The sequence below is a fragment of the Sphingobacterium sp. IITKGP-BTPF85 genome (genome assembly GCF_001006065.1).
Classification (GTDB): Bacteria; Bacteroidota; Bacteroidia; order Sphingobacteriales; family Sphingobacteriaceae; genus Sphingobacterium; species Sphingobacterium anhuiense.
In genome coordinates this window covers 20591-45476 of sequence record NZ_ASZT02000005.1, presented here as the reverse complement: position 1 = coordinate 45476, position 24886 = coordinate 20591, and the positions used below count along the sequence as shown (strand labels likewise).

Below are 24886 nucleotides of genomic sequence, written 5' to 3'. Positions count from 1 at the left end.
AAGAAAGAAATTTTTAATAAAGTATGGGGAGTTTGAACACAGAATGGTAAAGAATCTGCGCGTTAATGATTCAATGTTCGTATAAAGGCTTTAAAAATAAAAAAGCTTTAAACCTTATATGTGAAATATTTTGGTTTAAAGCTTTTTTGAACTTATAATAAAGTTGAATTTACTATTTTCCTTTTTTCGTGTTGTATTTTTTGTAGGCATCTATAATATACAGCTTAACATCTTCTGCTGAGGCTTGCTCAATGAATTTGTAAGTCGGTCTGTATTGCTCTTTGAAAAGTGCCAAATCTGGATTTTTTAGAGGCGTTACGGATTGGATTAAGTCATCTGTGAATTTACGATCGATAGCTCTTTTATGTTGCTCCTCTACTAAAAGTTTGTAGTTTTGACGTGCTCTTTTTCCTTCTTTACTAAATAGTCGAGAAGGAGAGAGACGGATACCGCCACGTTGTTGACCAACATCAGAGTATTTTCCCGCGATTTTTGTTGCATTGATTTCTGCAATTAATCTACTATCTGTCATTCTTTCAATATAGACTTCATTTAGTTCAATTACTGAATTTAATCTATTTAGATAGACTCTTTTAACACCATAATCATAGACAAAAACAGTGTCTTTTTCATATCCGGTAGCCTCTATCGCTAAATAATCATTCAATTGAGCATCAATGATAAAATTGCCTTCTTGATCTGTTTGCACAATTTTATTTGTACGGGTATTTTTGATAGAAACTCCTTCAATTTTTTGACTACTGACCAATTCCATGGCAATTCCTTTTATTTTTTCCTGCGCTTTGAGATTGCTGAAGATACTGGTAATTCCCAGAAGTGTCAATATGCTTAAACTATGTATGAATGCTGTTTTCATTTTTCCTTTTTATATAACCAAAATACATAAATATAAGTAGTAATGTATTTAAAAGAAATTATTTTAATAAAAAAATCTCATATATGATTGTATATGAGATTTTCTGTTTTTTATTTTGCTGTCCAGATATTGTTTTCCGGAACATGGTCTGGAAAAACTTTATCAGGATCTAATTGAACTGATATTAAAGGTTCTTTTGAATCTATTTTGAAGTCAAAAGATTGGTTTCTTTCCCAAACTTCTACGGGTAATTTTTTTCGAATTTTCTTTCCTGATACTGTTGTGGCTTCAACTACTACAGGCATAGGAAGTTTTTCTAAATTTTGAACCGTAATAACGGAACCTAATTTAGGGTCATTTTTTATGTATGTTACTTTATTGATTGCCTGATCAAGACGCCAGTTGTTTAGAAACCAACCGCGCCAAAACCAATTTAAGTTTTCCCCTGTCCCATTTTCCATTGAACGGAAAATCTTCTGGTGTCGGATGTTTATAGGCCCAATCAGAAATGTATTTTTTGAATGCATAATCAAAACGTTCTGCGCCAATAATTTCATTTCTTAATAATTTGAGACCATAAGCAGGTTTATAGTAAAGCAATATACCAATATTGCGTTCATCCATGCTTTGCGGTGTATTCATTATCGCTTCTAAGCGAGGATCTGTAAATCGGACTGCTTGACTGTTTGGATCCCCAACTTGTTTAAAATATTCACCGTTATTGAAACTTTCGGTTGCAATTTCATTTATGAAAGAGTTGAATCCTTCATCCATCCAGCCAAATTCTCTTTCGTTGCTGGATACGATCATTGGAAACCAGTTATGGCCAAATTCATGATTTGTTACTCCCCATAAGGATCCAGCACGTGCTTTATTGCCACAAAAAGATAATGCAGGGTATTCCATGCCTCCAACATTGGAAGCTACGTTGACAGCTACAGGATAGGGATAATCAAACCATTTGTTGGAGTAATGTTCAATGGCCGCTTTGGTATACTCGGTAGAACGTTCCCAGGCATTATTACCATTACTTTCTTCTGGGTAAGCAGAAATAGCAAGTGATTTTTTTCCATTGACCAAATTAATTCTCGCTGCATCCAATATAAAAGAAGAGGAAGAAGCCCATGCAATATCTTGCGCATTATTTAAAATGTATTTCCACGTTAGGTTTTTTTATTTGGTCTTGAGTTTGCTTGAGCGACCTCTTGTGCAGAACGTATGATGACTGTCTGGTCACTATTTTTGGCATTTTCATAGCGTTTAAACTGTTCTGCCGTAAATACTTCTTGTGGGTTCTGAAGTTCTCCCCCCAAAACTACAATGTGATTCGCGGGAGCCGTTATCTGTACCTGATAATTACCAAATTCACGATAAAATTCGCCAGGCCCCGTATAAGGTATTGTATTCCATCCTCGAATGTTGTCGTAAACGCATACTCTAGGGAACCATTGTGCGATGGCAAAAACATTACCTTTGGCGGCTTTTAGTATTCCCGTTCTATCGGCACCATACTCTGGTATTGTGTATGAATATTGTATCTTAAAGCCTGTTTTACCACCTTTTGCTGCTAAGGCTTGAGTTAGCCTAATTTGCATGCGGGTATCGGTGATGATATAATCAACTGGTTTACCAGTTAGATCGGTGACAGAAGATATCGTATAGCCACCATCAAACTTGCGTTAGCATCACCATATCTACTTTTTGTTAATGGAGATATGGCTTTACCTCGACCTTCTTTGGAGAACATATTTTGGTCTAACTGAAGCCATACATAGTCCAGCTGATCTGGACTATTATTGCTATAATTAATTTCAACATTTCCAGCAATTGTATTTTTTCGATCGTCTAATGTTGCTGTAATTTTATAGTCAGCATTGTTTTGCCAGTAAGCTGGTCCTGGTTTTCCACTTGCTGAGCGAAATTCATCACCATTATTATTAAAAAATAAAGGAGCAAATGCTTCAGTATAACTATAATTGCTTATTTGTTGAGCAAAACTTGGAGTTGATAATGATAAGGACAGAATACTTATTGACAATAAGGGTAATCTTTCATACTTAATTGTAGGGATTGTTCTGCCTAAATATAGTATGAAAAGATGTATTGTTAAATTTTTTCGAAGAAATAGTCGGATTGTAACGATTATTTTAGAGAGGAAGCGTATTCTAGTTCATCGAAACCGAGCAAAATTTGCTTTCCTCCTTCAATTACAGGTCTTTTAATCATACTTGTGTTTTTGATCAAAACTTGGTTAGCGGTGTGTGCGTCTGTAACGGTCGCTTGTTCTTCTACATCAAGTTTTTTCCATGTGGTTCCTTTTTTATTCAGCAGTTTTTCCCAACTGATTTCTTTTTCCCATTCCTCAAGTTTATTTTCAGAGATCCCTTCCTTTTTATAATCGTGAAATGTATAAGGCAATTGGTGTTCTTCTAACCAATTGATCGCTTTTTTCACTGTGTTGCAGTTTTTAATTCCGTATACGTGTAACATGTTTGTTCTATATTTTAATTCAAACTTAGAGAAATTGTAATTGATATCCAATAACGTATAGGTGAATATTAAATTATAGATGCTATTGGGTAAACTTATTTATTCAGTGAGCATGGATCATTGTGTTAGTGTAATAAGTACACTTTATAAATTATGTAGAACAATATTTTTTTTTAACTTAGTCCATAAATAGTGAGATTATAAATAACAAAAGCAAATTATAATATGAGCCTAAAAGATTTTAAAGGTGTATTGACGGGAGATCAAGTACAAGAATTGTTTGAATTAGCAAAAACGCACAAATTCGCATTACCAGCTGTTAACGTAACTGGTACAAACTCGATTAATGCTGTAATGGAAACTGCAAAAGCGGTTAACTCACCAGTGATTATTCAATTGTCAAATGGTGGAGCACAATTTTATGCTGGTAAAACGTTAAATAATGATGGATTAAAGGCATGTATTCTAGGTGCTGTAGCTGCTGCTCAACACGTTCATTTATTAGCAGAGCACTATGGTGTTGCAGTTATTTTGCATACAGACCATGCTGCTAAGAAATTATTACCTTGGATCGACGGTTTATTAGATGCTGGTGAGAAGTTTTTCGCACAACATGGTAAACCATTATTCTCTTCTCATATGTTAGATTTGTCTGAAGAGCCAATTGAAGAAAATATTGAGATTTCGGCAAAATACTTAGCACGTATGAAGCCGCTTGGAATGACTGTTGAAATCGAATTGGGTGTAACAGGTGGTGAAGAAGATGGTGTCGATAATTCTGATGTTGATAGTTCAAAATTATATACACAACCGGAAGAGGTAGCTTATGCTTATGAAGAATTATCAAAGGTGTCTGATAAATTTACTGTAGCAGCAGCTTTTGGTAATGTACACGGAGTATATAAGCCGGGAAATGTAAAATTACAACCTGTTATTTTACATAACTCACAAGAATTCATTCGCGAGAAATTTAATTTAACTGCTGATAAACCTGTTAATTTTGTTTTCCACGGTGGTTCGGGCTCAACTCCTGAGGAGATTGCAGAAGCAATTTCATATGGTGCAATCAAAATGAACATCGATACAGATATGCAATGGGCTATGTGGGATGGTGTTCGTGAGTATGAAGCTAAAAACCATGATTATTTACAAGGTCAAATCGGTAATCCTGAAGGAGCTGATTCTCCAAATAAAAAATACTACGATCCCCGCGTTTGGTTACGTAAGGGAGAAGAAGCTTTCGTTACACGTTTGAAACAAGCTTTCCAAGAATTGAATGCAATTGATGTTAATAGCAAGTTATAATATCGATTGAGTCTACATTTAAGTAGTACTAAAAAGCGTATGAGGTAATTTCACTTCGTACGCTTTTTTGTTGGGGCTATGTTTTTTATTTATTTTTGTTAAAATCTGCTAAATTTTATCTTAAAGTCAGGAATGGTGCATATTTTGCAGGATAGTTATACGAATAGAATATATTGATATGAAAAAATTAGGATTAGGTGCTATTTTATTTTTTATTGCGCAATTAGGTATTGCTCAGACAAAGCAGAACGTGGGTACGTTTAATTCGGTAGATGTTACAGATAAAATTCAGGTTGAATTAATTCATGGGAATTCCAATGAGGTAGTGACGGAAGGGGCTAATTCTGAGAATATCCAAGTTATCAACAAAAACGGTGCATTACGTATTAAAATGAATACTTTAAATGCGCTTCAAGGAAATAATATCAGTGTTAAGGTATACTATCAATCTTTGAATAGTTTATCTGCCAAAAAAGGAGCGAAGATCGTTAATAGAGAAAAAGAGAAAATAGTAGCCGATCAATTAAATGTTTCCGCAGCAGAGGGTGGTTTAGTGGTTGTTTATGTGGAGGTTAAAAAGGTAGATGTTAAGCCTACCTCAGGTTCTACAATTTCACTTATTGGAAAAAGTATCACACAAGATGTTGTGTCTAATTTCGGCGGTAAATATGAAGGTAAAGAATTGATAACAGATGTAACCAATGTTACGGTCAATGGCGGTGGTCAAGCAGAGGTATATGCAAAAGATTCTATTGTTGCTAAAACGCGTGCGGGTGGCGTTATTGAAGTTTATGGCAAACCTGCACATAAATCTGAGAAGAAATTGGCTGGCGGAATAATTAATTATAAATAATCTACCATAGTAGATTAAAAAAGCACTTAATTTTTTAAGTGCTTTTTTTTAATGATTTTAACTGGGTTCTTTCTGGAAGTTAATCAGTGTGTTCTTAGCAACACCTAAACCTTCTATTCCATATTCAATTTCATCACCCTCTACTAAAAATCGTTGCGGTACATGTCCTATACCTGTGCCAGCAGGTGAGCCGGTTGAAATAATATCTCCGGGGAATAATCCAAAGAAATCCGAAATATAGGAAATTAATTCTTTAACAGGGGTAATGAAATTTTTTGTATTTCCTTCCTGCATTAATTTACCGTTCAGTTTTAACCAAATTCTTAAATTCCCATCATCTTCAATTTCGTCTTTTGTTACAAAATAGGGGCCTAAAGGAGCAAAAGTATTATAGCCCTTTCCTTTATCCCAGGTACCACCTCGATGTTTCATAAAATGACGCTCTGTTACATCATTCATCATGACATATCCAGCGATATAATCTGTTGATTCCGCTGTCGAAATATGTGTGCCCTTTTTTCCGATCACAACAGCAAGTTCTGTCTCCCAGTCTGTATGGTATGAGTTTTTTGGAATTATAATGTTATCAAAGGGGCCATTTAATGCTGAAATAGCTTTTAAAAATAATATTGGCTCCTGTTCTTGAGCTAATCCAGTTTCTTTTGCATGGTCAGAATAATTAAGTCCTACGCATACAATTTTAGTTGGATTTGCAATCGGTGTTCCGATACGACTTTCGGAAGGAATCGGCTTTAAGCTTGTACGGTTATTTATCACAAACTCTTCTAATCTTTCGAGCCCACCATTAGCGAGAAATTTATTGTCATAATCTTCTCCAAAATCGGAAGTGTCATAGTGAACTTCATTAATTAAAATTCCTGTTTTTTCTTCATTTAGTGGTCCGTAGCGAAATAACTTCATAGCATCTTAAAATATAATCGGCAAATGTAACCGTATAATCCTATTTATTCGTTTTAGTATTGTCAAAATCTGGTAATGAAATTAGGGGCTTTTCTATCATTGTATTCTAAACAGATGATTTTTCATATCATTATATGAAGTTCGAAAACAAAAAAGGTTCCTTTTTTAGAGGAACCTTCATTTTTATAAATCGCTTTGCTTTTTTTTCTTTTTACGAATCTCTGGTTTGGCAGCTTTCTTTAATTCAAACTGTTTTTCGAGATACATGATAATTTCTCCAGCAATATCTTTTTTTGTTGCTTTTTCTATTCCTTCTAATCCAGGAGATGAGTTTACTTCCAGTACAAGAGGGCCTCTGTCTGATGGCATCATATCAACACCACAAACTGTTAATCCCATGGAAGCCGCAGCTGCAATAGCAGTCTCACGTTCATTTTTTGTAAGTCTGATAATTTCTGCTGTTCCCCCACGGTGGATGTTAGATCTAAACTCTCCTTCTTTGGCTGTTCTTTTCATTGCACCGACCACTTTTCCTCCAACAACAAATGCACGAATATCTGTTCCTTTCGCTTCTTTGATATATTCTTGTATTAAGATATTATTTCCTAATCCATAGAAAGCCTCTATAACTGAGGAGGCCGCTTTCTTCGTTTCAGCTAATACTACACCAATTCCTTGTGTTCCTTCGAGTAATTTAATAACTAAAGGTGCACCACCGACCATACTAATCAGGTCGTCAACATCAGATGCAGTACGGGCAAATCCAGTAATGGGAAGACCGATTCCTGCACCAGATAAAATTTGCATACAACGAAGTTTGTCTCGTGATCGTGTGATTGCTTGACTTGGATTGGCTGAAATTACGTCCATTACCTCAAATTGCCTCACAATGGCCGAACCATAGAAAGTAACCGAAGCACCAATTCGAGGAATTATTGCATCAATATCTGAAATATCTTGACCTTTATAGTGGATGCTAGGTTTGCCTTGTTGAATTCCTACATAGCATTTGCTATGATCGATGACAACGCATTCATGTCCACGTTTTTCTGCAGCTTCTACTAATCGACGTGTCGAGTATAAGCTTTTAACTGTTGATAATACAGCGATTTTCACTTTGCTATGATTAGAATGATTTAATTGTAATGTTGGTTCATAAACAATTGTCTATGAATATTCTTTTTATCCAACCGATTTTTGAGATAAGTTAGATCTTGACACGTCCACGATAAACCTTTTTGATAGGAAACTTTTTCCTAGTAACATAGGATATCGCATGGAAGAACGGTTTCTAAAAGATAATTTAATTTCGAAAAACTGATTATATAATTTGGCTTTTGTTAATATGTAATAACGCTTTTCTTTTTGACCGAATGAACTTTTTACAATTTTTTCTCGATAAACAGGAAATTTAAATATGCGAAGTTCTCTTGTTTTAAAATTAACGATAATATGGCAAATAATCCACTTTTGATTTTCAATTATTTTGATTTCATAAGATTCACAATGTAAAACAGATGATCCCGCACCTGTATCTACTTTTGCTTCAATATTAAAAATACCAAGTTCCGGTAAATCTAATGATTCTTTCCAACCCACAATTAGTTTATCTTTCATGGTTATAAGGAGTCATTAGACTTGATAAAATACCAAGTCTAATGACGTTTTAGTTATTCGTAAATAAACTCGCCGTAAGGAGATTTAACTGTTACTTGTTTTGTAGTAGCAGCTTCTACGCGACCAATAATTTGAGCGGGAATACCATAAGATTCGGAGATTGCAATAATTTCTGATGCAATTTCTTCTGGTACATAAAGTTCCATGCGGTGTCCCATGTTGAATACTTTGTACATTTCTTTCCAATCCGTATTTGATTCTTTTTGAATCAAATCAAACAATGGAGGGATAGGGAAGAGATTGTCTTTGATAACGTGTACTGCATCAACAAAGTGTAATACTTTCGTTTGTGCACCACCTGAACAATGTACCATTCCGTCAATTTGAGAACGATAAAGATCTAATATTTTTTTGATTACCGGCGCATATGTACGTGTTGGAGAAAGAACTAGTTTTCCTGCTGTAATTTCTTCACCAGTTTCAACTGTGATTTTATCGGTTAAATTTTGACTTCCTGAAAAAACTAAGTCATATGGAACAGCAGGGTCAAACTTTCCGCATATTTTGCTGCAATATTTTTATTAAAGACATCATGACGTGCGGAAGTTAATCCATTGGATCCCATTCCTCCGTTATATTCTGTCTCATAGTTAGCTTTTCCTGAAGAGGATAAACCAACAATTACATTGCCTGGTTTTATGTTGTGATTAGAAATGACGTCTTCACGTTTCATGCGACAAGTTACCGTACTATCTACAATAATAGTACGTACTAAATCGCCCACATCTGCAGTTTCACCTCCTGTTGAATAGATACCGATACCCATCTCACGGAGCTCTGCTAGAATTTCTTCTGTTCCATTAATAATTTCTGCAAGAACTTCTCCTGGAATGACATTCTTATTACGACCAATAGTAGATGATAATAAAATATTATCGGTAGCGCCTACACAAAGTAAATCATCAAGATTCATGATGATTGCATCTTGTGCAATACCGCGCCAAACAGATATATCACCTGTTTCTTTCCAGTAAACATAGGCCAAGGAAGATTTCGTACCTGCACCATCAGCGTGCATAATATTACACCACTGTTCATCACCACCTAGAATATCAGGAATGATTTTACAAAAAGCTTTTGGATACAATCCTTTATCGATGTTCTTAATAGCATTGTGTACATCCTCTTTACCTGCGGATACACCTCTTTGGTTATATTTTAAATCTGACATGTTGCTGCAAAAATAATGATTCGTTATGAATTTTAAGCTTTTATTGTAGTAAATATTTGTTAATCTTTTTTAAATATGAGTTGCCATTCAAGAAGTAATTTTTCTAAAGAGTATTGTGCATTTGCAGGACTTGTGCTTGGTAGTGTGTAATACTGGTATTGATCCGCTTTTTTAAAGTGTTTATCAAATACTTTACGTGCTTTTTGTCCATTAAATATGATGGTATGGAGGTGTGGGTGCTGGGAAAAGAATGTAGTGAGGTCATTTGGAATTTCCTCAAGGATATCGAGATCCATACTGCCTTTTCTTTTTGCTTGTGCGCACACATCCCATAGACCGATCCTATTTTCTAGCAGTATATTTAATTTTTCTGAATAAGAATGAAAGTCAGTTATATTAAAAATCCGTTGGATTAATTTCCAGAATCGATTCTGAGGATGTGCATAATATTCTTGGGCTTGAAGCGACCTGTCTCCGGGTAAAGAACCCAATATTAATACTTCAATATCGTTATTTTGAATGGGTAAGAATGATTGTTTAAACATCTTGATAATAAACATTTATGCCGAATATAAAGAATCCTTTTTGATCTGGCATATTTTATTTTGAAATGAAATCTAAATGCTATATATTTGATATCAAACTAATATCAAAACTTAAAAAAATATGGAAAAATTAATTAAACCTCTTTCTGGTTATTTAGCTCTTTTAATTGCTATTGTTCTTTTTGTACTTGGAATCGTATGTTTCTTTCAAGCAGAAGCTTCTTCCTGGTATATTGCGGTGGGGATTTTATTTATTTTAACCACACTGTTCTTGTTAAAGGGTCTGATGATCATTAATCCAAATCATTCACGTGTGTTGAATTTCTTTGGAAGTTATATTGGTACAGTAAAAGAAAATGGGTTATTTTTTGTTAATCCTTTGTACTCTACTTTAAATGTTAGTCTACGATCGGATAATTTACAGGGACAAACTTTAAAAGTAAATGATAAAATGGGTAATCCTATTGAAATAGGCGCTGTTATTGTTTGGCAAGTTGGTGATACTTATAAGGCTACTTATGATGTGACAAATTATACTTCATATGTCCGCACACAAAGCGAAGCGGCTGTGCGGCATTTGGCAGGTAGTTTTCCTTATGATAATTTAGAAATAGATCCTAATAATCAAGCAACAATTACTTTACGTGAAGGTGGAGATACTGTTAATCATATCTTAGAAAAAGAATTATTAGATCGTTTGGCTCCAGCTGGTATTATTATAAAAGAGGCGCGGATCAGTCATTTAGCGTATGCTTCTGAAATTGCCGGAGCAATGTTACAAAGACAGCAGGCAACTGCGATTGTTGCCGCTCGTGCTAAAATTGTTGAAGGTGCAGTTGGTATGGTAGAAATGGCTTTACAAAGATTGTCTGAAAAAGATATAGTTGAGCTTGATAATGATAAAAAGGCAGCAATGGTTAGTAATTTGATGGTTGTACTCTGCGGGGAAAAGGCGGCATCTCCTGTGTTAAATACGGGAACCCTGTATCAATAGTTTTATTCATAAATAATATGGCGGAAAAAAAGAATTTCATGCTCCGGATTGATAGTGATGTATATAAGGCATTGGAAAAATGGTCTGCCGACGAATTTAGGAGTGTGAACGGGCAAATAGAGTTTTTATTGAATAAGGCGTTGAAAGAAGAAAAGCGCTTACTTGATAAAAAAATAAAAACAACTTCAGATAAATCAGCAGAGTAGTTTGTGGTTGGTTTAACATCCTTAATTGAGTTTTATTGCATTTGACATGTGATAGTTGCTAGTGTGAAAGTAAAGGTTTTTAAAATCATTTTCACACTAGCTTTTTTAATGATGAAATAACATAATAAATTTTAAATTTGAATGAATTTTGAGTGGTAAGATAGATAGATATGAATAATAATTTTAGATTGCTTGTTATCAGTACAAGTACGATCCATGGAAGTTCTTTTTTGACCTATATAAAAATGATTTGGTTGACTTTATTCAGACCGATGAATTGATATTTGTACCTTACGCAAGGCCATCTGGTATTTCTTATGATGAATATACAGCTAATGTTCAGAAAGCTTTAAAAGATAAAGGAATTCGGGTAAAGGGTCTACACACTTTTTCTGATCAAAAGGATGCAATAAAAAAAGCAAAAGCAATTTTTATAGGGGGAGGAAATACTTTTCTTTTGCTCAAGACTTTGTATGAATTGGATCTTGTTAGTGAAATTAAATCGGCTGTTGCTTCTGGTTTACGTTATGTGGGTACTTCAGCTGGATCTAATTTAACGGGCTTGACAATTGGTACAACTAACGATATGCCGATCGTTTATCCACCAAGTTTTGAAGCGTTACAGTTTTTACCTTTTAATCTCAACCCACATTATCTTGATCCAGATCCTAACTCTACACATAAAGGTGAAACGAGAGAGACAAGAATCCAAGAATTTCATCAATTCAACAGTCAGGCTGTGTTGGGTTTACGAGAGGGTAGCTGGTTACATGTTGAGCATGGTCAAATTGAATTGAAAGGTGAACTGTCTGCACGATTATTTCAACAAGGAAAAGATCCCATTGAGCTTAATCCTGGTCAACTTCAATTTTGAGATATTTACAAAATACTTTAGCAATTTAGCTTCTAGATTTTAGCGGTGATTAAAAAAGTAATTATTTATGAGTAAAAAAATAAAAGTACATCCCGCAGATATTGCTGAAAATCTAAGTAAATTAGACAAAGAGGCTTTGTATGAGCAATTTAATCATTATGATTTTGACTTGCAACTCGAGATATTTTCTTTTTTAGAAAAGGATGTTCAATATCGCCTAGCAAAATCCCTCTCAGAATCGGAACTGACAGAATTACTTAACAACTTAAAGCCTGATATTAGGAATCAGCTATTTTCTGATTTACCTGATGATTTGATTAAGTACTTAATTAATTTGTTAAATGAACGTGAAAAACAGTTAGCGTTGAAGCTGATTGGCTATGATGAAAATAGTATTGCACATCTCATGACCCCGATGTATGTCCAAGTTAGACCATATTTTACTGTTGAACATGTTTTTAAGCATATTAAGCTTTTTGGAAAGAAGGCTGAAACCTTAAATTTTATATATGTTGTCGATGAAAAGAATGTGCTTATTGATGATTTAAAAATAGGTGAGTTGTTATTAGCCGATACAGATACTGAAATTTCAGAACTGATTGATCATAATTTTGTTGCTATCAGAGCCGCAACTCCTATGGAGGAGGCATTTGAGATTTTCCAGAAATACGATCGAAGTGCGCTTCCGATCACGACGGATAATAGTGTATTGGTAGGTATTGTGACATTTGATGATGTATTGGATCAGATAAAAGATCGAGATACGGAAGATATCCAACGTTTTGGCGGGATGGATGAACTTGATGTCGCTTATACAAAACTCCGCTACTTAAATTGATTCAAAAAAGAGCTGGTTGGTTGATTATTTTGTTTTTAAGTGAAATGCTAACAGCTTCAGCGATGGCTTACTTTGACGGAGAAATTGAAAAGGCTGTAGTTCTTGCTTTATTTGTTCCATTAATTATTTCTAGTGGCGGAAATTCTGGATCGCAAGCTGCATCATTAATTATTCGAGCCATGGCTTTGGGAGAGATAAAACTTAAGGACTGGTGGTATGTCATGAAACGTGAGATTTCATCTGGTCTGATTTTGGGAGGTATATTGGGTACTATTGGTTTTCTTAGAATTTTACTTTGGCAAGAACTGGGGATATATGATTATGGTATTTACTGGGTTTATATTGCACTAAGTGTTTCTTTATCTTTACTTTTTGTTGTGCTTTGGGGTACATTATCCGGTTCGGTTATCCCATTTGTACTACGCAGATTTGGTTTAGATCCGGCAACTGCGTCAGCACCTTTTGTCGCAACTTTGGTTGATGTATCCGGATTGATTATTTATTTTACCGTTGCGGGCTTATTATTATCGGGTAAACTATTATAGCCTTTATTAACAGAATATTTTAAAACTGATTCTATTTTTCATTGTTATTTAGTATAGGGGGTGTTGATTTCCCCTTAACTTAAATAATTTAATATGGCAAAGATTGTAGCAGATCAGTTGGTTGAAATGCTTGTGGAAGCAGGTGTAAAACGCGTTTACGCAGTTACTGGAGATAGTCTTAATTTTTTTAATGAAGCAATACGTAAAGATGGCCGACTTAAATGGATTCATGTGCGTCATGAAGAAGTTGGGGCTTATGCAGCGGCTGCTGAAGCGGAACTGGATGGAATAGCATGTTGCGCAGGTAGTTGCGGGCCTGGTCACGTTCATCTCATAAATGGCATGTACGATGCTCATCGTTCACACGTTCCTATGATTGTAATTGCTTCCACAATTAATACCTCGGAGATGGGGATGGGGTATTTTCAAGAGACAAATACTGTAAAGCTTTTTGATGACTGCAGTTGTTACAACCAATTAATAACTACTGCAGAACAGGCTCCTCGAATTATTCAGACTGCCATACAGCATGCAATAGGACAGAAAGGAGTTGCTGTCATCGGTTTGCCAGGGGATGTATCAGAAATGAAAGCTGAAGATTCTTCGGTGTCTACCCAATTATTTTATGTTAATCCTGTCATTCGGCCTTCTGATAGTGAATTAGACGCTCTTGCAAAAGTTATTAACGCGAGTAAATGCGTTACCGTTTTTTGCGGAATTGGAGCATCTGGGGCTCATCCTGAAATTGTACAATTATCTCAAAAGATTTTAGCTCCAGTGGGATATTCTTTTAGAGGTAAAATGGGGATTCAACATGATAATCCTTACGAAATAGGAATGACTGGTCTGCTAGGGCAAGCCGCAGCCTATCAAAGTATGCATGAGTCAGATTTGATTTTATTATTAGGTACGGATTTCCCTTATGATAAGTTTATGCCTACTAATAATAAGATTATTCAAATTGATACTGCTGTTGAACGATTAGGACGACGCGCAAAATTGGAAATGGGATTGTGCGGAGATATCAAGCATACTTTACAGGCACTTCTTCCGCTGCTGGAACAAAAAGAAGATGCAAGTTTCCTTGAAGCTCAGCTGAAGATCTATGAGAAAGTAAAGGACAATATGCATAGTTTTATGCAAGAAAAAGGGGGGGAGGATACAATTCAGCCAGAATATTTGGCACACTGTATTGATGAACTGGCTACGGACAGTGCTATATTTACGGTGGACACGGGGATGACCTGTGTCTGGGGGGCGCGCTTTATTTCAGGGACTGGTAAACGGCAGATGCTCGGTTCTTTCAACCATGGATCTATGGCCAATGCGATGCCAATGGCAATTGGAGCTGCTTTATCTCATCCGGAACAGCAAGTTATAGCATTATGTGGTGATGGTGGATTGTCGATGTTGCTTGGTGATTTAGCTACTATTAATCAATATCAACTGCCTGTAAAAATAATTGTTTTTAATAATCGGGCTCTTGGTATGGTCAAATTAGAGATGGAAGTTGCCGGACTACCTGATAACGAAACCAATATGATAAATCCTGATTTTGCCGCTATAGCGGAAGCGATGGGTTTTAAAGGTATGAATGTACATAAACCTGAAGAGGTTAGGAATGCAGTTGAGTTTGCTTTATCGCATCCTGGTCCAATTTTATTAAATGTTTTTACGAATCCAAATGCGCTGGCTATGCTCCTAAGGTTGATTTTGATCAAATGGTAGGAATGGCAAAGTCAATGTCTAAATTGATGCTTGGAGGTAAAATGCAGGAAGTTTTGGATACGATTAAATCTAACTACAAACACCTTAAAGAGTTGTAGTTGCAAAAGTTCAAGGATGGATTATTGGCGACAAATCCTTGAACTTTTTTATTATAGATTCCTTAATCGTTCGTAGATGTCATTTTGCCTTTTTTTTATGTGGAGATAGAAGTGATGTTTAGGGCCTGTGATGATCTGAGTTGTATAGATTCCTTTTGCTCCAGAAAAGAAATAGGCGACAAAACAGGCAATTGCAAAATAAATACTGGCTTCAAACCCAAATAATTCTACCCCCATCAGTATACAAGCCAGCGGTGTATTGGTTGCTCCTGCAAAAACAGCAATAAAACCCATTGCGGCCAATAATCCCATTGGTAGCGGAATAATTCCAAATAGGACATTACCTAGAGTTGCACCAATAAAAAATAATGGTGTTACTTCTCCACCTTTAAACCTGCGGAAAGGGTGAAAGTGGTTAGTAATAGTTTGATAATAAAATCATAAGAATTTAATTGACTTTCGAATGAGGCTAATATGGTAGGAATTCCTAAACCTATATACTGTGTAGTTCCTAGCTGCCATATTAGGAAAATAAGGACAATACCTCCAATAAAAGGACGCAGGGGAGGGTATTGAATCTTTCTGAAAATGTAGCTAAAGATATCTCCGAATGCAGTGAATAGATAAGCTACTAATCCAAAAATTATACCTGTGATGACCGTATAAAGTAGATGTTGCGGATTGAGTGCGGGGATGATTTCTCGAATGTGATAATGGGTATGCGATACATTCCAGAAAGAACAGGCATAGTTGGCAATAAAGGCTGTCATGATACTTGGTATAAGTGCTTTTAATCTTGACTTTCCACCAGTTATAACTTCCAGTCCAAATAATGCACCTGCCCAGGGGGTTCCAAAAACAGAAGCAAATCCCGCACTTATCCCGATAATGATTAAAATCTTTCGATCGTCATGAGTTAACTTGAAAATTCTTGAGTATTGATCGGCGATTGCACCTCCTATTTGTACAGCGGTTCCTTCTCTTCCTGCGGAACCTCCAAAAAGATGTGTAAGCAACGTGCTGAATAAAACCAAAGGTGCCATTCTTAATGGGATGGTCTGTTCGCTTTGGTAATATTCTTTAAGCAGGAGATTATTGCCTTTGCTTGAAGCGCCACCATAGTAATGATAAAGTAATCCAATTATTAAACCTGCTAATGGTAATCCTAGCATGATGACCGGATGAAGATCTCTGTAATTTGTTACCCAGGATAGGCTCGTGAGAAAGAAAGCTGAGATTGATCCTACAATAAACCCAACTGAAATGGCGATCGCTATCCATTTTAAAGCACAAAAAGTCTTCTCTTTAAGTGCTATTTTTGATAAAGTGTTACTTTTAGTTGACATGTCTACTTACTTATTGTCATAAACGATTCTAGCGGATACAAAAAGTATCAGCAAAAGTAGACGTCATCAGCTCATTAAAGCGGTTAGTGGCAGACATCATTGCCTTAACATAGGTAAAGTTAAATAAAACGAATGATTAACGCAACCCAGCCAGCGATCATTAACAGTCCCCCTAATGGTGTAATTGGGCCTAAGAATTTTAAATTTTTATTCCAATATTGAGCAAAAGACAGGAGGTAGATACTGATAGAAAATAATAAAGTTCCTGCCGTTATACTATAAAATACAAAACGTTCACTGTAAAGGTCGAAATGTAAATTAAACCCTAAGACCAGTAAGGTAATAGCCGAATACATTTGATAACGAACACCTACTTCAAAAGAGGTTAGTTTTTCTTCGCTAATTAGTTTCTTAAAAGCGTGTGCACCAAAGGCACCCAGCATAATGGCTGTAGAACCTAATATTGCGGCAGTAATAATAACAATATGATTCATATTAGTAAGTTTAAGCTTTTATCATGTCAATATGTGGGATTCCATAATCCAGGTATTCATCGGATACTTGTTCAAATCCGAAGCTTTCATAAAATTTCTTTAGATAGGTTTGCGCGCCTATCTGAATCGCTGTGCTACCATACTTTTCAGATATGCAGGTAAGCGATTTATTTATAAGAGCTTTCCCATAATTATTACCTCTAAAGGATGGGTTTGTTACAACTCGGCCAATTGCCGGTTCTGGATAAGATAGACCTGGTGGTACAATTCGGGCATAAACAACAATTTCATTATTGATTTCTGCCCAAATATGGGCGCACTGATCATCTTTATTATCCAATTCTGGATAAAAGCATTGTTGCTCATTCACAAAGACATCAACACGTAATTTGAGGATGCGATATAATTCTTCTGTTGTTAATTCAGAGAATGTCTTATATTTCCAAAATAATTCCATAAAAAGAAGAGCTATATTACTATAGCCCTTTTTATATTAAGTATATGTAATTAAGCTAGTAAACTTTTTACAAGCTCGGAAATTGTTCTTCCGTCGGCTTTTCCTGCTAATTGTTGGTTAGCAGCACCCATTACTTTGCCCATATCTTTTACTGTAGAAGCTCCAGTTGTGCTGATTATTTCTTTGATTATCGCTTCCACTTCTTCTCTGCTGAGTTGCTTTGGTAAGTATGCTTCAATTACTTCTTGCTCTTCAACTTCGATCGCATACAGATCATCTCTGTTTTGGGTTTTGTAAATTTCCGCGGATTCTTTACGTTGTTTTACTAATTTTTGAAGAACTTTAATTTCTGTTTCTTCTGTCAATTCTTCGCTGTGACCTTTTTCCGTTTTTGCTAATAAAATAGCTGCTTTGACAGCACGTAAGCCACGTAATTTGTTCGCATCTTTTGCGATCATTGCGGTCTTGATATCTTGATTTATTTTTTCTTCTAAAGTCATATTAAACTGAATTTTATTATTTTCTATTTACAATCGTTCCTGTTGCTTGTGCGGTTGGCATAATAATGAGATCGTTGATGTTAACATGCTTGGGTCTGCTAATCACGAAAGATATTGTTTCAGCAATATCTTTTCCCGTTAAAGCGTCAACTCCGTTATACACATTTTTTGCACGCTCGATATCACCTTTAAAACGTACTTCTGAAAACTCTGTTTCTACCATTCCCGGATTTATGCCGGTTACTTTTATTCCTTTCGGAAGTAAGTCAATTCTCATTGCTTTATTAAGTGCATCTACTGCATGTTTACTGGCACAGTAGACATTTCCATTTGGATACACCTCTTTAGCGGCTATAGATCCTAAATTGACAATATGTTGTGCTCCCTCTTGATTTTCTAATAGCGGTATGACGGTTTTTGTAACATATAATAATCCTTTGACATTTGTGTCGATCATGCGATCCCAATCGCCGATATCGCCATCTTGGATGCTATCTAAACCCTGGCTTAATCCTGCATTATTAATAAGTACATTTATATTTTTCCACTCTGAAGGTAAGTTCTCAATTTTAGATTTTACTTCATCATAATTGCGAACATCAAGTTCAAAGATATGGATCGCAATTTGTGGATATTGTTTATTAAGTCTATCCCTAATTTCCTCTAATCTTTGGAAACGACGCGCACAAAGTAATAAATTATATCCTTCACGCGCTAAGACTTCTGCACAAGCTTCTCCAATACCTGAACTTGCCCCTGTAATGAATACTGTTTTTGACATTGAATTAATTTTAAAATAAAATAAATTGGTTCTCTATTTTGTGGCAATATATATCGTACAAACGCCAAAAGTCTGGGGGCGAATTATTGTGTTTGAAAAACCAACGGCTTTTGTAATTTCCGCGAATTTTTCACCATCAGGAAATCGAGCTACAGATTCAGGTAGATACGAGTATGCACTCGAATCTTTTGAGAAGAGTTTTCCTATTGTTGGGGTTATTCTTTTAAAATAAAAATTATACAATTGTTTAATTGGAAATTTTTTAGGATTAGAAAATTCCAATATTATTGCTTTTCCGCCAGGCTTCAATACACGACAGATATCTGCTAAGCCCTGATTTAGATTTTCAAAATTACGGACGCCAAATGCAACCGTTACAGCATCGAAGGTGTTGTCGTCAAATTGCAACTGTTCTGAATCACCAAGTTGTACTTCAAATTGCTCAGATAAACCTTTTTGTTTAATCTTTTGCTGTGCAACATCAAGCATACCTTGCGAAATGTCTACGCCGATTATTTTTTTGGATTCAATATTTTAATTGATTCCAGCGCGAAATCACCAGTTCCTGTTGCTACATCTAACATATATTGCGGAGCGATGGATTTTAAAGCATTAATTGCTTTTTTACGCCAGATGATATCAATGCCTAAGGATAGAAAATGATTTAAAAAGTCATAAGTTTTGGATATGTTGTTAAACATATCTGCAACTTGCTCTTTTTTACCGTCTTTTGCGTCCTTGTATGGTTTTAATGATGATGCTTCATTTGTCATAGTAGCAAAGATACAATATTCTGATTGAGCTTTAATATGATCGAAAAGGAAAAATCAAAATAGCAAAATTTTCTTGCAAATACTTTATTCAGCGTGACGATTTGAATACATTTTTAATTATTTATTATTTTTTTGATTGCGCTATTGTTGCGATAAATAGCGTAACTTTATTAACATTGGTGGAAGTTGTTAACAGTTGCTTAATGTCTTGTTAATTAGATGCTGTTTTTTATTATCAACATTTTTTTCAACATCAAATGTGGAAAACTTGAGTTGTAAATCAATGTTTATCAAAAGCTTTTGGGGTGATTGTTTTCACAACTAATTTGACTGTGTACAACTCTTGAAAAATGTCTACCTTATTTTTTTTACATTTGCTATCCGCTATCAGTTTTTTAGCGTACATGCACAAGTTTTTGGATATCATATAAGATGAGTAACGATAATAATTTTGAAGATAGTAATACTGGAACTGGTAAGAAGACCAATTTTGGAGAGCGTAGAACCAAACTCAATAATTTAGTCAGTGGATTAGGTAAACTTCCTCCACAGGCTTTAGATTTGGAAGAGGCGGTTTTAGGAGCTCTGATGTTGGAGAAAAATGCCTTAAGTGAAGTTATTGATATTCTTAAGCCAGAATCCTTTTACAAAGACGCTCATCAGAAAATTTTCGAATCTATTTTTAGCTTATTTCAGAAATCATCTCCTATTGACTTATTAACTGTTACTGCTGAGCTTCGAAAAATGGGAGCTCTGGAAATGGTTGGTGGAGCATATTATATAACACAATTAACTGATCGTGTTGTTTCTGCAGCTAATATTGAATTTCATGCGCGTATTATTTCGCAAAAATATATTCAACGTGAATTAATTAAAGTTTCAACAGAGATTATTAATAGCGCCTATGATGAAACTTCGGATATCTTTGATCTTTTGGATCATGCAGAGAAGAGTTTATTTGATATTGCCCAGAATAATTTAAGAAGAGATTCTAGGAAAATGGATGATATCATGCGTGAAGCAATATCAAATTTGGAATTGTTGCGTGATCGTACAGATGGATTAACTGGTGTTCCTTCTGGTTTAACGGCATTAGATCGTATGACCTCCGGATGGCAACCTTCAGATTTAGTAATTATTGCGGCTCGTCCTGCGATGGGAAAAACGGCCTTTGTTTTATCTGTAGCACGTAATGCTGCTGTAGATCATAATAAACCTGTAGCTGTTTTCTCTCTTGAGATGTCTTCAGTGCAATTGGTTAATCGTTTGATAGCTGGAGAAACAGAAATTGAACAGGAGAAGTTGAAGAAAGGTAATCTGGCTGATCATGAATGGCAGCAACTGCATTCTAGAATTGGAAGGTTGACTGAAGCACCTTTAATTATTGACGATACACCAGCATTAAACGTATTTGAATTTAGAGCCAAGTGCCGACGTTTAAAAGCGCAGCATGATATCCAGATGGTCATTGTCGATTATTTGCAACTTATGCATGGAAAGGCCGAAGGAAAAGGTGGTGGTAATCGTGAGCAGGAAATCGGTAGTATCTCAAGGGCATTGAAATCTGTTGCAAAAGAGTTAAATGTTCCGGTATTGGCCCTTTCACAATTAAGCCGTGCAGTAGAGTCTCGTCCAGGGAATTCAAAACGTCCTATGCTTTCTGATTTACGTGAATCGGGATCCATTGAGCAGGATGCGGATATGGTATTGTTTTTATACCGTCCGGAGTATTACGGTATGACCGAAGATGAAGAAGGTCGATCAACTGCTGGTGTAGGAGAGGTTATTATTGCTAAGCACCGTAATGGTGAAACTGGAATTGTGCCACTTCGTTTTATTGGTAAATATGTGAAGTTTGTGGATTTGGAAGATGAATTCACGGGTGTTGGTGTGGCGGATGGTTTTAATAATCCAACATCATTTAGCTCACCAGCAATGAATCCTTCGGCTATGTTTAGTGGTAGTGATATGGGAGGGATGACTGGTGGTATTACAATGCCTTCACGTATGAATGACATGCCGGACGATGCGCCTTTTTAATAACTTTAGAATATACGGTTATAATAAAAGAAGCACTGTTTACAAAACAGTGCTTCTTTTATTTCATACTGATTACTTTATCTACGATATAGACCGTATTTCCTCGCCAAGGTAGTGCTCCATGATATTCCTTATAATGCAAATCAAAGTATTTCCCACTATTTGATTCTAATTGTTTAAAAACGGTATCATCTTCAATTGAAAATTCAAATTGATTGCTTGCTACACCACCAGCTTTCATCTGTCCAAAACCCTCTTGAATAAGTTTACCTTCATATGTCTTGAAAACATTCCCTTTTTTGACAGCATAATTTAAATATCCTGATTTAACACCTTCTCCGAAAACGAAGTAATATTTATAATATGTTATGCTAGCTCCAATTGCTAAAATAACTAAGATGGTGATAAATAAAAATTTTTTAAAACCTCCTTTTTTTTGTTGCGTATCTGTAGAATTAGTCATATCTGAGTTTAATTTTATAATAAACTTAAGTAAAATTGTTTAGATGAACAATAAAGTTTCGTTTATACTTAAATCAATTTTTAGGCCATCTTTTTTTATATCGGTATTTATAATTCCTTAATTAATACTGGTTTTGGTTGTCTAAAAATGTAATTATGTAGTAATGCATTTATTTGCTGGAAGGAGTCGGTTTATTCTGATTATAGTCAATCCTTTATCAGCGTATTTATTTTTTTGCATTAGGTAATGATGAATTCAAAATAGTAAATGTTGAGACTTCTCTGTATAATATTATCTAAATTTGTTTTTTGAAAAACGATGGATGATACAATATTAAATAAGAAGAGGAAAATAATTCATTTAGATATGGATGCATTTTTTGCTTCTGTTGATCAACGCGATTTTGAAGAATTACGGGGTAAGCCTATCGCCGTTGGTGGATCTCCTGATGGACGTGGTGTTGTAGCCACTGCTAGTTATGAGGCGAGAAAATATGGTGTTAAGTCGGCTATGTCATCTATACAGGCTATAAAATTATGTCCCCACTTAATTTTTACTCGTCCTAGATTTGATGTTTACAAACAGGTGTCCGATCATATTCGTTCCATTTTTATCGTTATACTGATTTGGTTGAACCGCTATCTTTGGATGAGGCGTTTTTAGATGTATCGGATGATAAACAACATATTGGGTCGGCTCTAGAGATTGCTAAGAGAATTAAACGTGAAATAAAAGACGAACTTAATTTGACCGTGTCTGCTGGGGTTTCGGTTAATAAATTCGTGGCAAAGATAGCTTCTGATATGAATAAACCTGATGGTTTAACTTTTATAGGCCCTTCAAAGATTGTAACTTTTATGGAGGAGCTACCTGTTGAAAAATTTTTTGGAGTTGGAAAAGTAACGGCAAATAAAATGCGCTCTTTGGGTATTTTTAAAGGTCTCGATCTAAAAAAGCAATCACATGTAGATTTGACGCGATGGTTTGGTAAATCGGGAGATTTTTTTTATCAAATTGTGAGAGGTATTGACAATCGAGCAGTTGTACCAAATCGTATTCGTAAATCTATTGGTATTGAAGATACTTTTCCTAGTGATATTGGACAGTTAGATGAATTAAAATCAATTTTGGAAGACTTAAATTCACGACTTTATACACGACTCGAAAAAGGTGGTAAATGGGGGAGAACTTTGACTTTAAAAGTAAAATTTGCAGATTTTACGGTGTTGACAAGAAGTATCTCTATCTTGGAGATTTTTAAACATCAAGAAGATATGTATCAAATTGCACTTTCATTACTTCTAAAACTGGAGTTTGATAAAAAAGTCCGGTTAATGGGGATTTCGATTTCAAATTTTAGAGATGAAAGTAATGACCGTTTCGAGGGTTATCAATTGTCTCTGTTTGATGATTAATTAAATTCGAGTTGTCTAATCACCTTGTTACAACTTAAATTTCTTGTAAATAGGGGCAATTTCCTATATTAGTGCTCAAACTTAGATAATCTTCATATTTAAATGAGTAAATTAATTACCGCGCTGAGTCTTACGGCTTTTATTCTGGTATCAGAATCTACAGTTCAGGCGCAACAAAAACGATTGGATTTTGATCAATCTTGGGGAAATCGAAATTCATTAACACAAAATGTCAACTTCTACCCTGGTTGGGCAAACAGTGTCGCTTATCTAGAACGTGATGCGAAAGATGGTAAAACGTATCAAATTGATTTGAAAAGTGGGAAACGTGAATTATATGTCGTTCCTGCCAAATCATCTGTCAAAGTATACGTTTCAAAAAATGATATTTTTATTCAGGACGGTAGTCAAGCAGCTAAGCAACTGACAAGTTCTCCTGATGTTGCAGAGCAAAATCCAACACTTTCACCAGATGGTAAACTTGTTGCTTTTACACGTAAAAGTGATCTGTATGCGATTGATTTAACGACAGGCAAGGAAATTCGTTATACTACCGATGGTACAGATGTTATCTACAATGGTTGGTCATCGTGGGTGTATTATGAGGAGATCTTAGGTAGATCAACTAATTATAAAGCTTTTTGGTGGTCTCCAGATAGTAAGAAGTTGGCTTTTATGCGCTTTGATGATACAAAGGTGCCTATGTTTCCAATTTATGTGTCGAAAGGTCAACACGGTTATCTAGAAGAAACGCGTTATCCTAAAGCTGGAGATCCAAATCCAGAAGTTAAGGTCGGTTTTGTAAATGCTACTGGTGGAGAAGTGACCTGGTCTGATTTTAACGAAAAGGATGATCAATATTTTGGCCAACCTTATTGGAGTTTTGATAGTAAAAATATCATGGTTCAATGGATGAATCGTGATCAGAATAATTTGAAATTTTATCAAGTTGATCCTAACTCTGGAGCTAAGAAAGAAATTTATGATGAAAAACAATCTTCATGGATTAATTTAGATCATGAAGAGCGTATCACCTATCTGGCCGATAACAAACACTATATATTAAAATCAGATAAGACAGGCTGGGCTCACTATTATCTTTATACTTTAGATGGTAAGTTATTAAATCCAATTACATCGGGTAATTGGCAGGTGACTTCATTAGAGTATATCGATGAGAAGGCAAAAGTAGTTTACTTCATGGCGCGTAAAGAGAATTCGGCACGTTATGATCTATATCGTGTTGACTTTTCAGGTAAGAATATGAAAAGACTGACATTTGGTGATTATTCGCATGATGTAAAAGTATCTCCTGACGGACATTATTTCATAACTAATTATTCTAACGTAAGCACACCTAATAAGGTAGCACTAGTGACAATAATGGTAAAATTGTAAAAGAACTGGCCGATAGTAGAGCATCGGATTTTAATACCTATAAATTTGGTGAGACAAAATACTTTACTATAAAGTCTGATGATGGACAGTATGATTT

The 24886-nt window shown here is 35.3% G+C and carries 25 protein-coding genes, 4 pseudogenes and 1 riboswitch; of the genes and pseudogenes, 11 read left to right on the top strand and 18 right to left on the bottom strand.

Annotated elements, in window-relative coordinates:
- Positions 1-172: 172 nt before the first annotated feature.
- The 6 genes from L950_RS01720 to L950_RS01710 form a co-directional block, all read right to left on the bottom strand.
- The gene (locus tag L950_RS01720; protein WP_021192278.1) at positions 173-877 is read right to left on the bottom strand and encodes a hypothetical protein; all 705 of its coding nucleotides are present in this window, start codon (positions 875-877) and stop codon (positions 173-175) included.
- A gap of 110 nt (positions 878-987) precedes the next feature.
- A complete protein-coding gene (locus L950_RS31560) occupies positions 988-1338 on the bottom strand; it encodes a hypothetical protein (RefSeq protein ID WP_231576771.1) in 351 nt (116 codons plus the stop codon).
- A complete protein-coding gene (locus tag L950_RS31555; protein WP_231576770.1) occupies positions 1268-1957 on the bottom strand; it encodes a M1 family aminopeptidase in 690 nt (229 codons plus the stop codon). The genes L950_RS31560 and L950_RS31555 overlap by 71 nt, the downstream gene beginning before the upstream one ends.
- Positions 1958-2040: 83 nt before the next feature.
- A complete protein-coding gene (locus tag L950_RS31550) occupies positions 2041-2472 on the bottom strand; it encodes a hypothetical protein (protein ID WP_231576769.1) in 432 nt (143 codons plus the stop codon).
- Positions 2473-2510: 38 nt separating this feature from the next.
- Positions 2511-2915: a hypothetical protein gene (locus tag L950_RS31545; RefSeq protein ID WP_231576768.1), complete on the bottom strand. Its 405-nt coding sequence runs from the start codon at positions 2913-2915 to the stop codon at positions 2511-2513.
- Between the two features lie 104 nt (positions 2916-3019).
- Positions 3020-3367: an ArsC family reductase gene (locus L950_RS01710; protein WP_021192277.1), complete on the bottom strand. Its 348-nt coding sequence runs from the start codon at positions 3365-3367 to the stop codon at positions 3020-3022.
- A 225-nt stretch (positions 3368-3592) separates the two neighbouring features.
- On the opposite strand from L950_RS01710, the gene fbaA reads away from it, so the two are divergent.
- Entirely contained in the window at positions 3593-4672 is a 1080-nt protein-coding gene (gene fbaA, locus L950_RS01705; protein ID WP_021192276.1) for a class II fructose-bisphosphate aldolase, read from the top strand.
- Positions 4673-4850: 178 nt separating this feature from the next.
- Complete coding sequence (locus tag L950_RS01700; protein WP_021192275.1) at positions 4851-5525, top strand: GIN domain-containing protein; 675 nt, start codon at positions 4851-4853, stop codon at positions 5523-5525.
- A 57-nt stretch (positions 5526-5582) separates the two neighbouring features.
- Here the strand turns inward: L950_RS01700 and L950_RS01695 are convergent, their stop codons facing one another.
- The 5 genes and pseudogenes from L950_RS01695 to L950_RS01675 all read right to left on the bottom strand — a co-directional run bounded on the left by L950_RS01695 (position 5583) and on the right by L950_RS01675 (position 9839).
- Positions 5583-6446 (bottom strand): fumarylacetoacetate hydrolase family protein, encoded by an 864-nt coding sequence (locus tag L950_RS01695; RefSeq protein WP_021192274.1) that lies wholly within the window; start codon positions 6444-6446, stop codon positions 5583-5585.
- Between the two features lie 183 nt (positions 6447-6629).
- Complete coding sequence (rimK, locus tag L950_RS01690; RefSeq protein ID WP_021192273.1) at positions 6630-7562, bottom strand: 30S ribosomal protein S6--L-glutamate ligase; 933 nt, start codon at positions 7560-7562, stop codon at positions 6630-6632.
- 66 nt (positions 7563-7628) lie between these two features.
- The gene (locus L950_RS01685; protein ID WP_021192272.1) at positions 7629-8063 is read right to left on the bottom strand and encodes an ATP-dependent zinc protease; all 435 of its coding nucleotides are present in this window, start codon (positions 8061-8063) and stop codon (positions 7629-7631) included.
- Positions 8064-8116: 53 nt separating this feature from the next.
- Positions 8117-9294: pseudogene (locus L950_RS01680) on the bottom strand (AIR synthase related protein).
- A gap of 59 nt (positions 9295-9353) precedes the next feature.
- Positions 9354-9839 (bottom strand): DNA-deoxyinosine glycosylase, encoded by a 486-nt coding sequence (locus L950_RS01675; protein ID WP_031289756.1) that lies wholly within the window; start codon positions 9837-9839, stop codon positions 9354-9356.
- Positions 9840-9960: 121 nt separating this feature from the next.
- Here L950_RS01675 and L950_RS01670 point away from each other — a divergent pair, with 121 nt between their 5' ends.
- The 6 genes from L950_RS01670 (at position 9961) to L950_RS01650 (ending at position 15024) form a co-directional block, all read left to right on the top strand.
- Positions 9961-10833: an SPFH domain-containing protein gene (locus L950_RS01670; RefSeq protein ID WP_021192269.1), complete on the top strand. Its 873-nt coding sequence runs from the start codon at positions 9961-9963 to the stop codon at positions 10831-10833.
- Positions 10834-10850: 17 nt separating this feature from the next.
- Positions 10851-11039 carry a hypothetical protein gene (locus L950_RS01665; RefSeq protein ID WP_021192268.1) on the top strand — a complete coding sequence of 63 codons (189 nt, stop codon included), beginning with the start codon at positions 10851-10853 and terminating at the stop codon, positions 11037-11039.
- Between the two features lie 250 nt (positions 11040-11289).
- The gene (gene pepE / locus L950_RS01660; protein WP_021192267.1) at positions 11290-11913 is read left to right on the top strand and encodes a dipeptidase PepE; all 624 of its coding nucleotides are present in this window, start codon (positions 11290-11292) and stop codon (positions 11911-11913) included.
- Between the two features lie 67 nt (positions 11914-11980).
- Positions 11981-12751 carry a magnesium transporter MgtE N-terminal domain-containing protein gene (locus L950_RS31540; RefSeq protein ID WP_231576767.1) on the top strand — a complete coding sequence of 257 codons (771 nt, stop codon included), beginning with the start codon at positions 11981-11983 and terminating at the stop codon, positions 12749-12751.
- The gene (locus L950_RS31535; protein WP_231576766.1) at positions 12748-13296 is read left to right on the top strand and encodes a magnesium transporter; all 549 of its coding nucleotides are present in this window, start codon (positions 12748-12750) and stop codon (positions 13294-13296) included. Before L950_RS31540 ends, L950_RS31535 begins: the two co-directional genes overlap by 4 nt.
- 93 nt (positions 13297-13389) lie before the next feature.
- Positions 13390-15024: a thiamine pyrophosphate-dependent enzyme gene (locus tag L950_RS01650; RefSeq protein ID WP_316930499.1), complete on the top strand. Its 1635-nt coding sequence runs from the start codon at positions 13390-13392 to the stop codon at positions 15022-15024.
- A 149-nt stretch (positions 15025-15173) separates the two neighbouring features.
- Here the strand turns inward: L950_RS01650 and L950_RS31530 are convergent.
- The 6 genes and pseudogenes from L950_RS31530 to ubiE form a co-directional block, all read right to left on the bottom strand.
- Positions 15174-16294: pseudogene (locus tag L950_RS31530) on the bottom strand (chloride channel protein).
- A 224-nt stretch (positions 16295-16518) separates the two neighbouring features.
- Positions 16519-16581: riboswitch (Fluoride riboswitch) on the bottom strand.
- Positions 16582-16587: 6 nt separating this feature from the next.
- Positions 16588-16962 (bottom strand): DUF423 domain-containing protein, encoded by a 375-nt coding sequence (locus L950_RS01640; protein ID WP_021192264.1) that lies wholly within the window; start codon positions 16960-16962, stop codon positions 16588-16590.
- Between the two features lie 10 nt (positions 16963-16972).
- Positions 16973-17419: a GNAT family N-acetyltransferase gene (locus L950_RS01635; protein WP_021192263.1), complete on the bottom strand. Its 447-nt coding sequence runs from the start codon at positions 17417-17419 to the stop codon at positions 16973-16975.
- A gap of 50 nt (positions 17420-17469) precedes the next feature.
- Positions 17470-17919: a GatB/YqeY domain-containing protein gene (locus L950_RS01630; RefSeq protein ID WP_021192262.1), complete on the bottom strand. Its 450-nt coding sequence runs from the start codon at positions 17917-17919 to the stop codon at positions 17470-17472.
- Positions 17920-17935: 16 nt separating this feature from the next.
- A complete protein-coding gene (locus L950_RS01625) occupies positions 17936-18700 on the bottom strand; it encodes an SDR family NAD(P)-dependent oxidoreductase (protein ID WP_021192261.1) in 765 nt (254 codons plus the stop codon).
- 33 nt (positions 18701-18733) lie between these two features.
- A pseudogene (ubiE, locus tag L950_RS01620) lies at positions 18734-19473 on the bottom strand (bifunctional demethylmenaquinone methyltransferase/2-methoxy-6-polyprenyl-1,4-benzoquinol methylase UbiE).
- 432 nt (positions 19474-19905) lie between these two features.
- On the opposite strand from ubiE, the gene dnaB reads away from it, so the two are divergent.
- Positions 19906-21513 (top strand): replicative DNA helicase, encoded by a 1608-nt coding sequence (dnaB, locus tag L950_RS01615; protein ID WP_021192259.1) that lies wholly within the window; start codon positions 19906-19908, stop codon positions 21511-21513.
- A gap of 58 nt (positions 21514-21571) precedes the next feature.
- Here the strand turns inward: dnaB and L950_RS01610 are convergent, their stop codons facing one another.
- Positions 21572-21976: a hypothetical protein gene (locus L950_RS01610; RefSeq protein WP_021192258.1), complete on the bottom strand. Its 405-nt coding sequence runs from the start codon at positions 21974-21976 to the stop codon at positions 21572-21574.
- A 318-nt stretch (positions 21977-22294) separates the two neighbouring features.
- Between L950_RS01610 and dinB the strand changes: the two are divergent.
- Both dinB and L950_RS31525 read left to right on the top strand, forming a co-directional pair.
- Positions 22295-23391: pseudogene (dinB, locus tag L950_RS01605) on the top strand (DNA polymerase IV).
- Positions 23392-23493: 102 nt separating this feature from the next.
- Positions 23494-24789, top strand: coding sequence for a DPP IV N-terminal domain-containing protein (locus L950_RS31525; protein WP_231576765.1), 1296 nt, complete (start codon positions 23494-23496; stop codon positions 24787-24789).
- Positions 24790-24886 lie beyond the last annotated feature (97 nt).

Coding starts and splice junctions, on each gene's coding strand:
- L950_RS01720 (WP_021192278.1), bottom strand. CDS start 877: ATGAAAACAGCATTCATACATAGTTTAAGCATATTGACACTTCTGGGA.
- L950_RS31560 (WP_231576771.1), bottom strand. CDS start 1,338: ATGGAAAATGGGACAGGGGAAAACTTAAATTGGTTTTGGCGCGGTTGG.
- L950_RS31550 (WP_231576769.1), bottom strand. CDS start 2,472: ATGCAAATTAGGCTAACTCAAGCCTTAGCAGCAAAAGGTGGTAAAACA.
- L950_RS01710 (WP_021192277.1), bottom strand. CDS start 3,367: ATGTTACACGTATACGGAATTAAAAACTGCAACACAGTGAAAAAAGCG.
- fbaA (WP_021192276.1), top strand. CDS start 3,593: ATGAGCCTAAAAGATTTTAAAGGTGTATTGACGGGAGATCAAGTACAA.
- L950_RS01700 (WP_021192275.1), top strand. CDS start 4,851: ATGAAAAAATTAGGATTAGGTGCTATTTTATTTTTTATTGCGCAATTA.
- L950_RS01695 (WP_021192274.1), bottom strand. CDS start 6,446: ATGAAGTTATTTCGCTACGGACCACTAAATGAAGAAAAAACAGGAATT.
- L950_RS01685 (WP_021192272.1), bottom strand. CDS start 8,063: ATGAAAGATAAACTAATTGTGGGTTGGAAAGAATCATTAGATTTACCG.
- L950_RS01675 (WP_031289756.1), bottom strand. CDS start 9,839: ATGTTTAAACAATCATTCTTACCCATTCAAAATAACGATATTGAAGTA.
- L950_RS01670 (WP_021192269.1), top strand. CDS start 9,961: ATGGAAAAATTAATTAAACCTCTTTCTGGTTATTTAGCTCTTTTAATT.
- L950_RS01665 (WP_021192268.1), top strand. CDS start 10,851: ATGGCGGAAAAAAAGAATTTCATGCTCCGGATTGATAGTGATGTATAT.
- L950_RS31540 (WP_231576767.1), top strand. CDS start 11,981: ATGAGTAAAAAAATAAAAGTACATCCCGCAGATATTGCTGAAAATCTA.
- L950_RS01650 (WP_316930499.1), top strand. CDS start 13,390: ATGGCAAAGATTGTAGCAGATCAGTTGGTTGAAATGCTTGTGGAAGCA.
- L950_RS01640 (WP_021192264.1), bottom strand. CDS start 16,962: ATGAATCATATTGTTATTATTACTGCCGCAATATTAGGTTCTACAGCC.
- L950_RS01635 (WP_021192263.1), bottom strand. CDS start 17,419: ATGGAATTATTTTGGAAATATAAGACATTCTCTGAATTAACAACAGAA.
- L950_RS01630 (WP_021192262.1), bottom strand. CDS start 17,919: ATGACTTTAGAAGAAAAAATAAATCAAGATATCAAGACCGCAATGATC.
- L950_RS01625 (WP_021192261.1), bottom strand. CDS start 18,700: ATGTCAAAAACAGTATTCATTACAGGGGCAAGTTCAGGTATTGGAGAA.
- dnaB (WP_021192259.1), top strand. CDS start 19,906: ATGAGTAACGATAATAATTTTGAAGATAGTAATACTGGAACTGGTAAG.
- L950_RS01610 (WP_021192258.1), bottom strand. CDS start 21,976: ATGACTAATTCTACAGATACGCAACAAAAAAAAGGAGGTTTTAAAAAA.
- L950_RS31525 (WP_231576765.1), top strand. CDS start 23,494: ATGAGTAAATTAATTACCGCGCTGAGTCTTACGGCTTTTATTCTGGTA.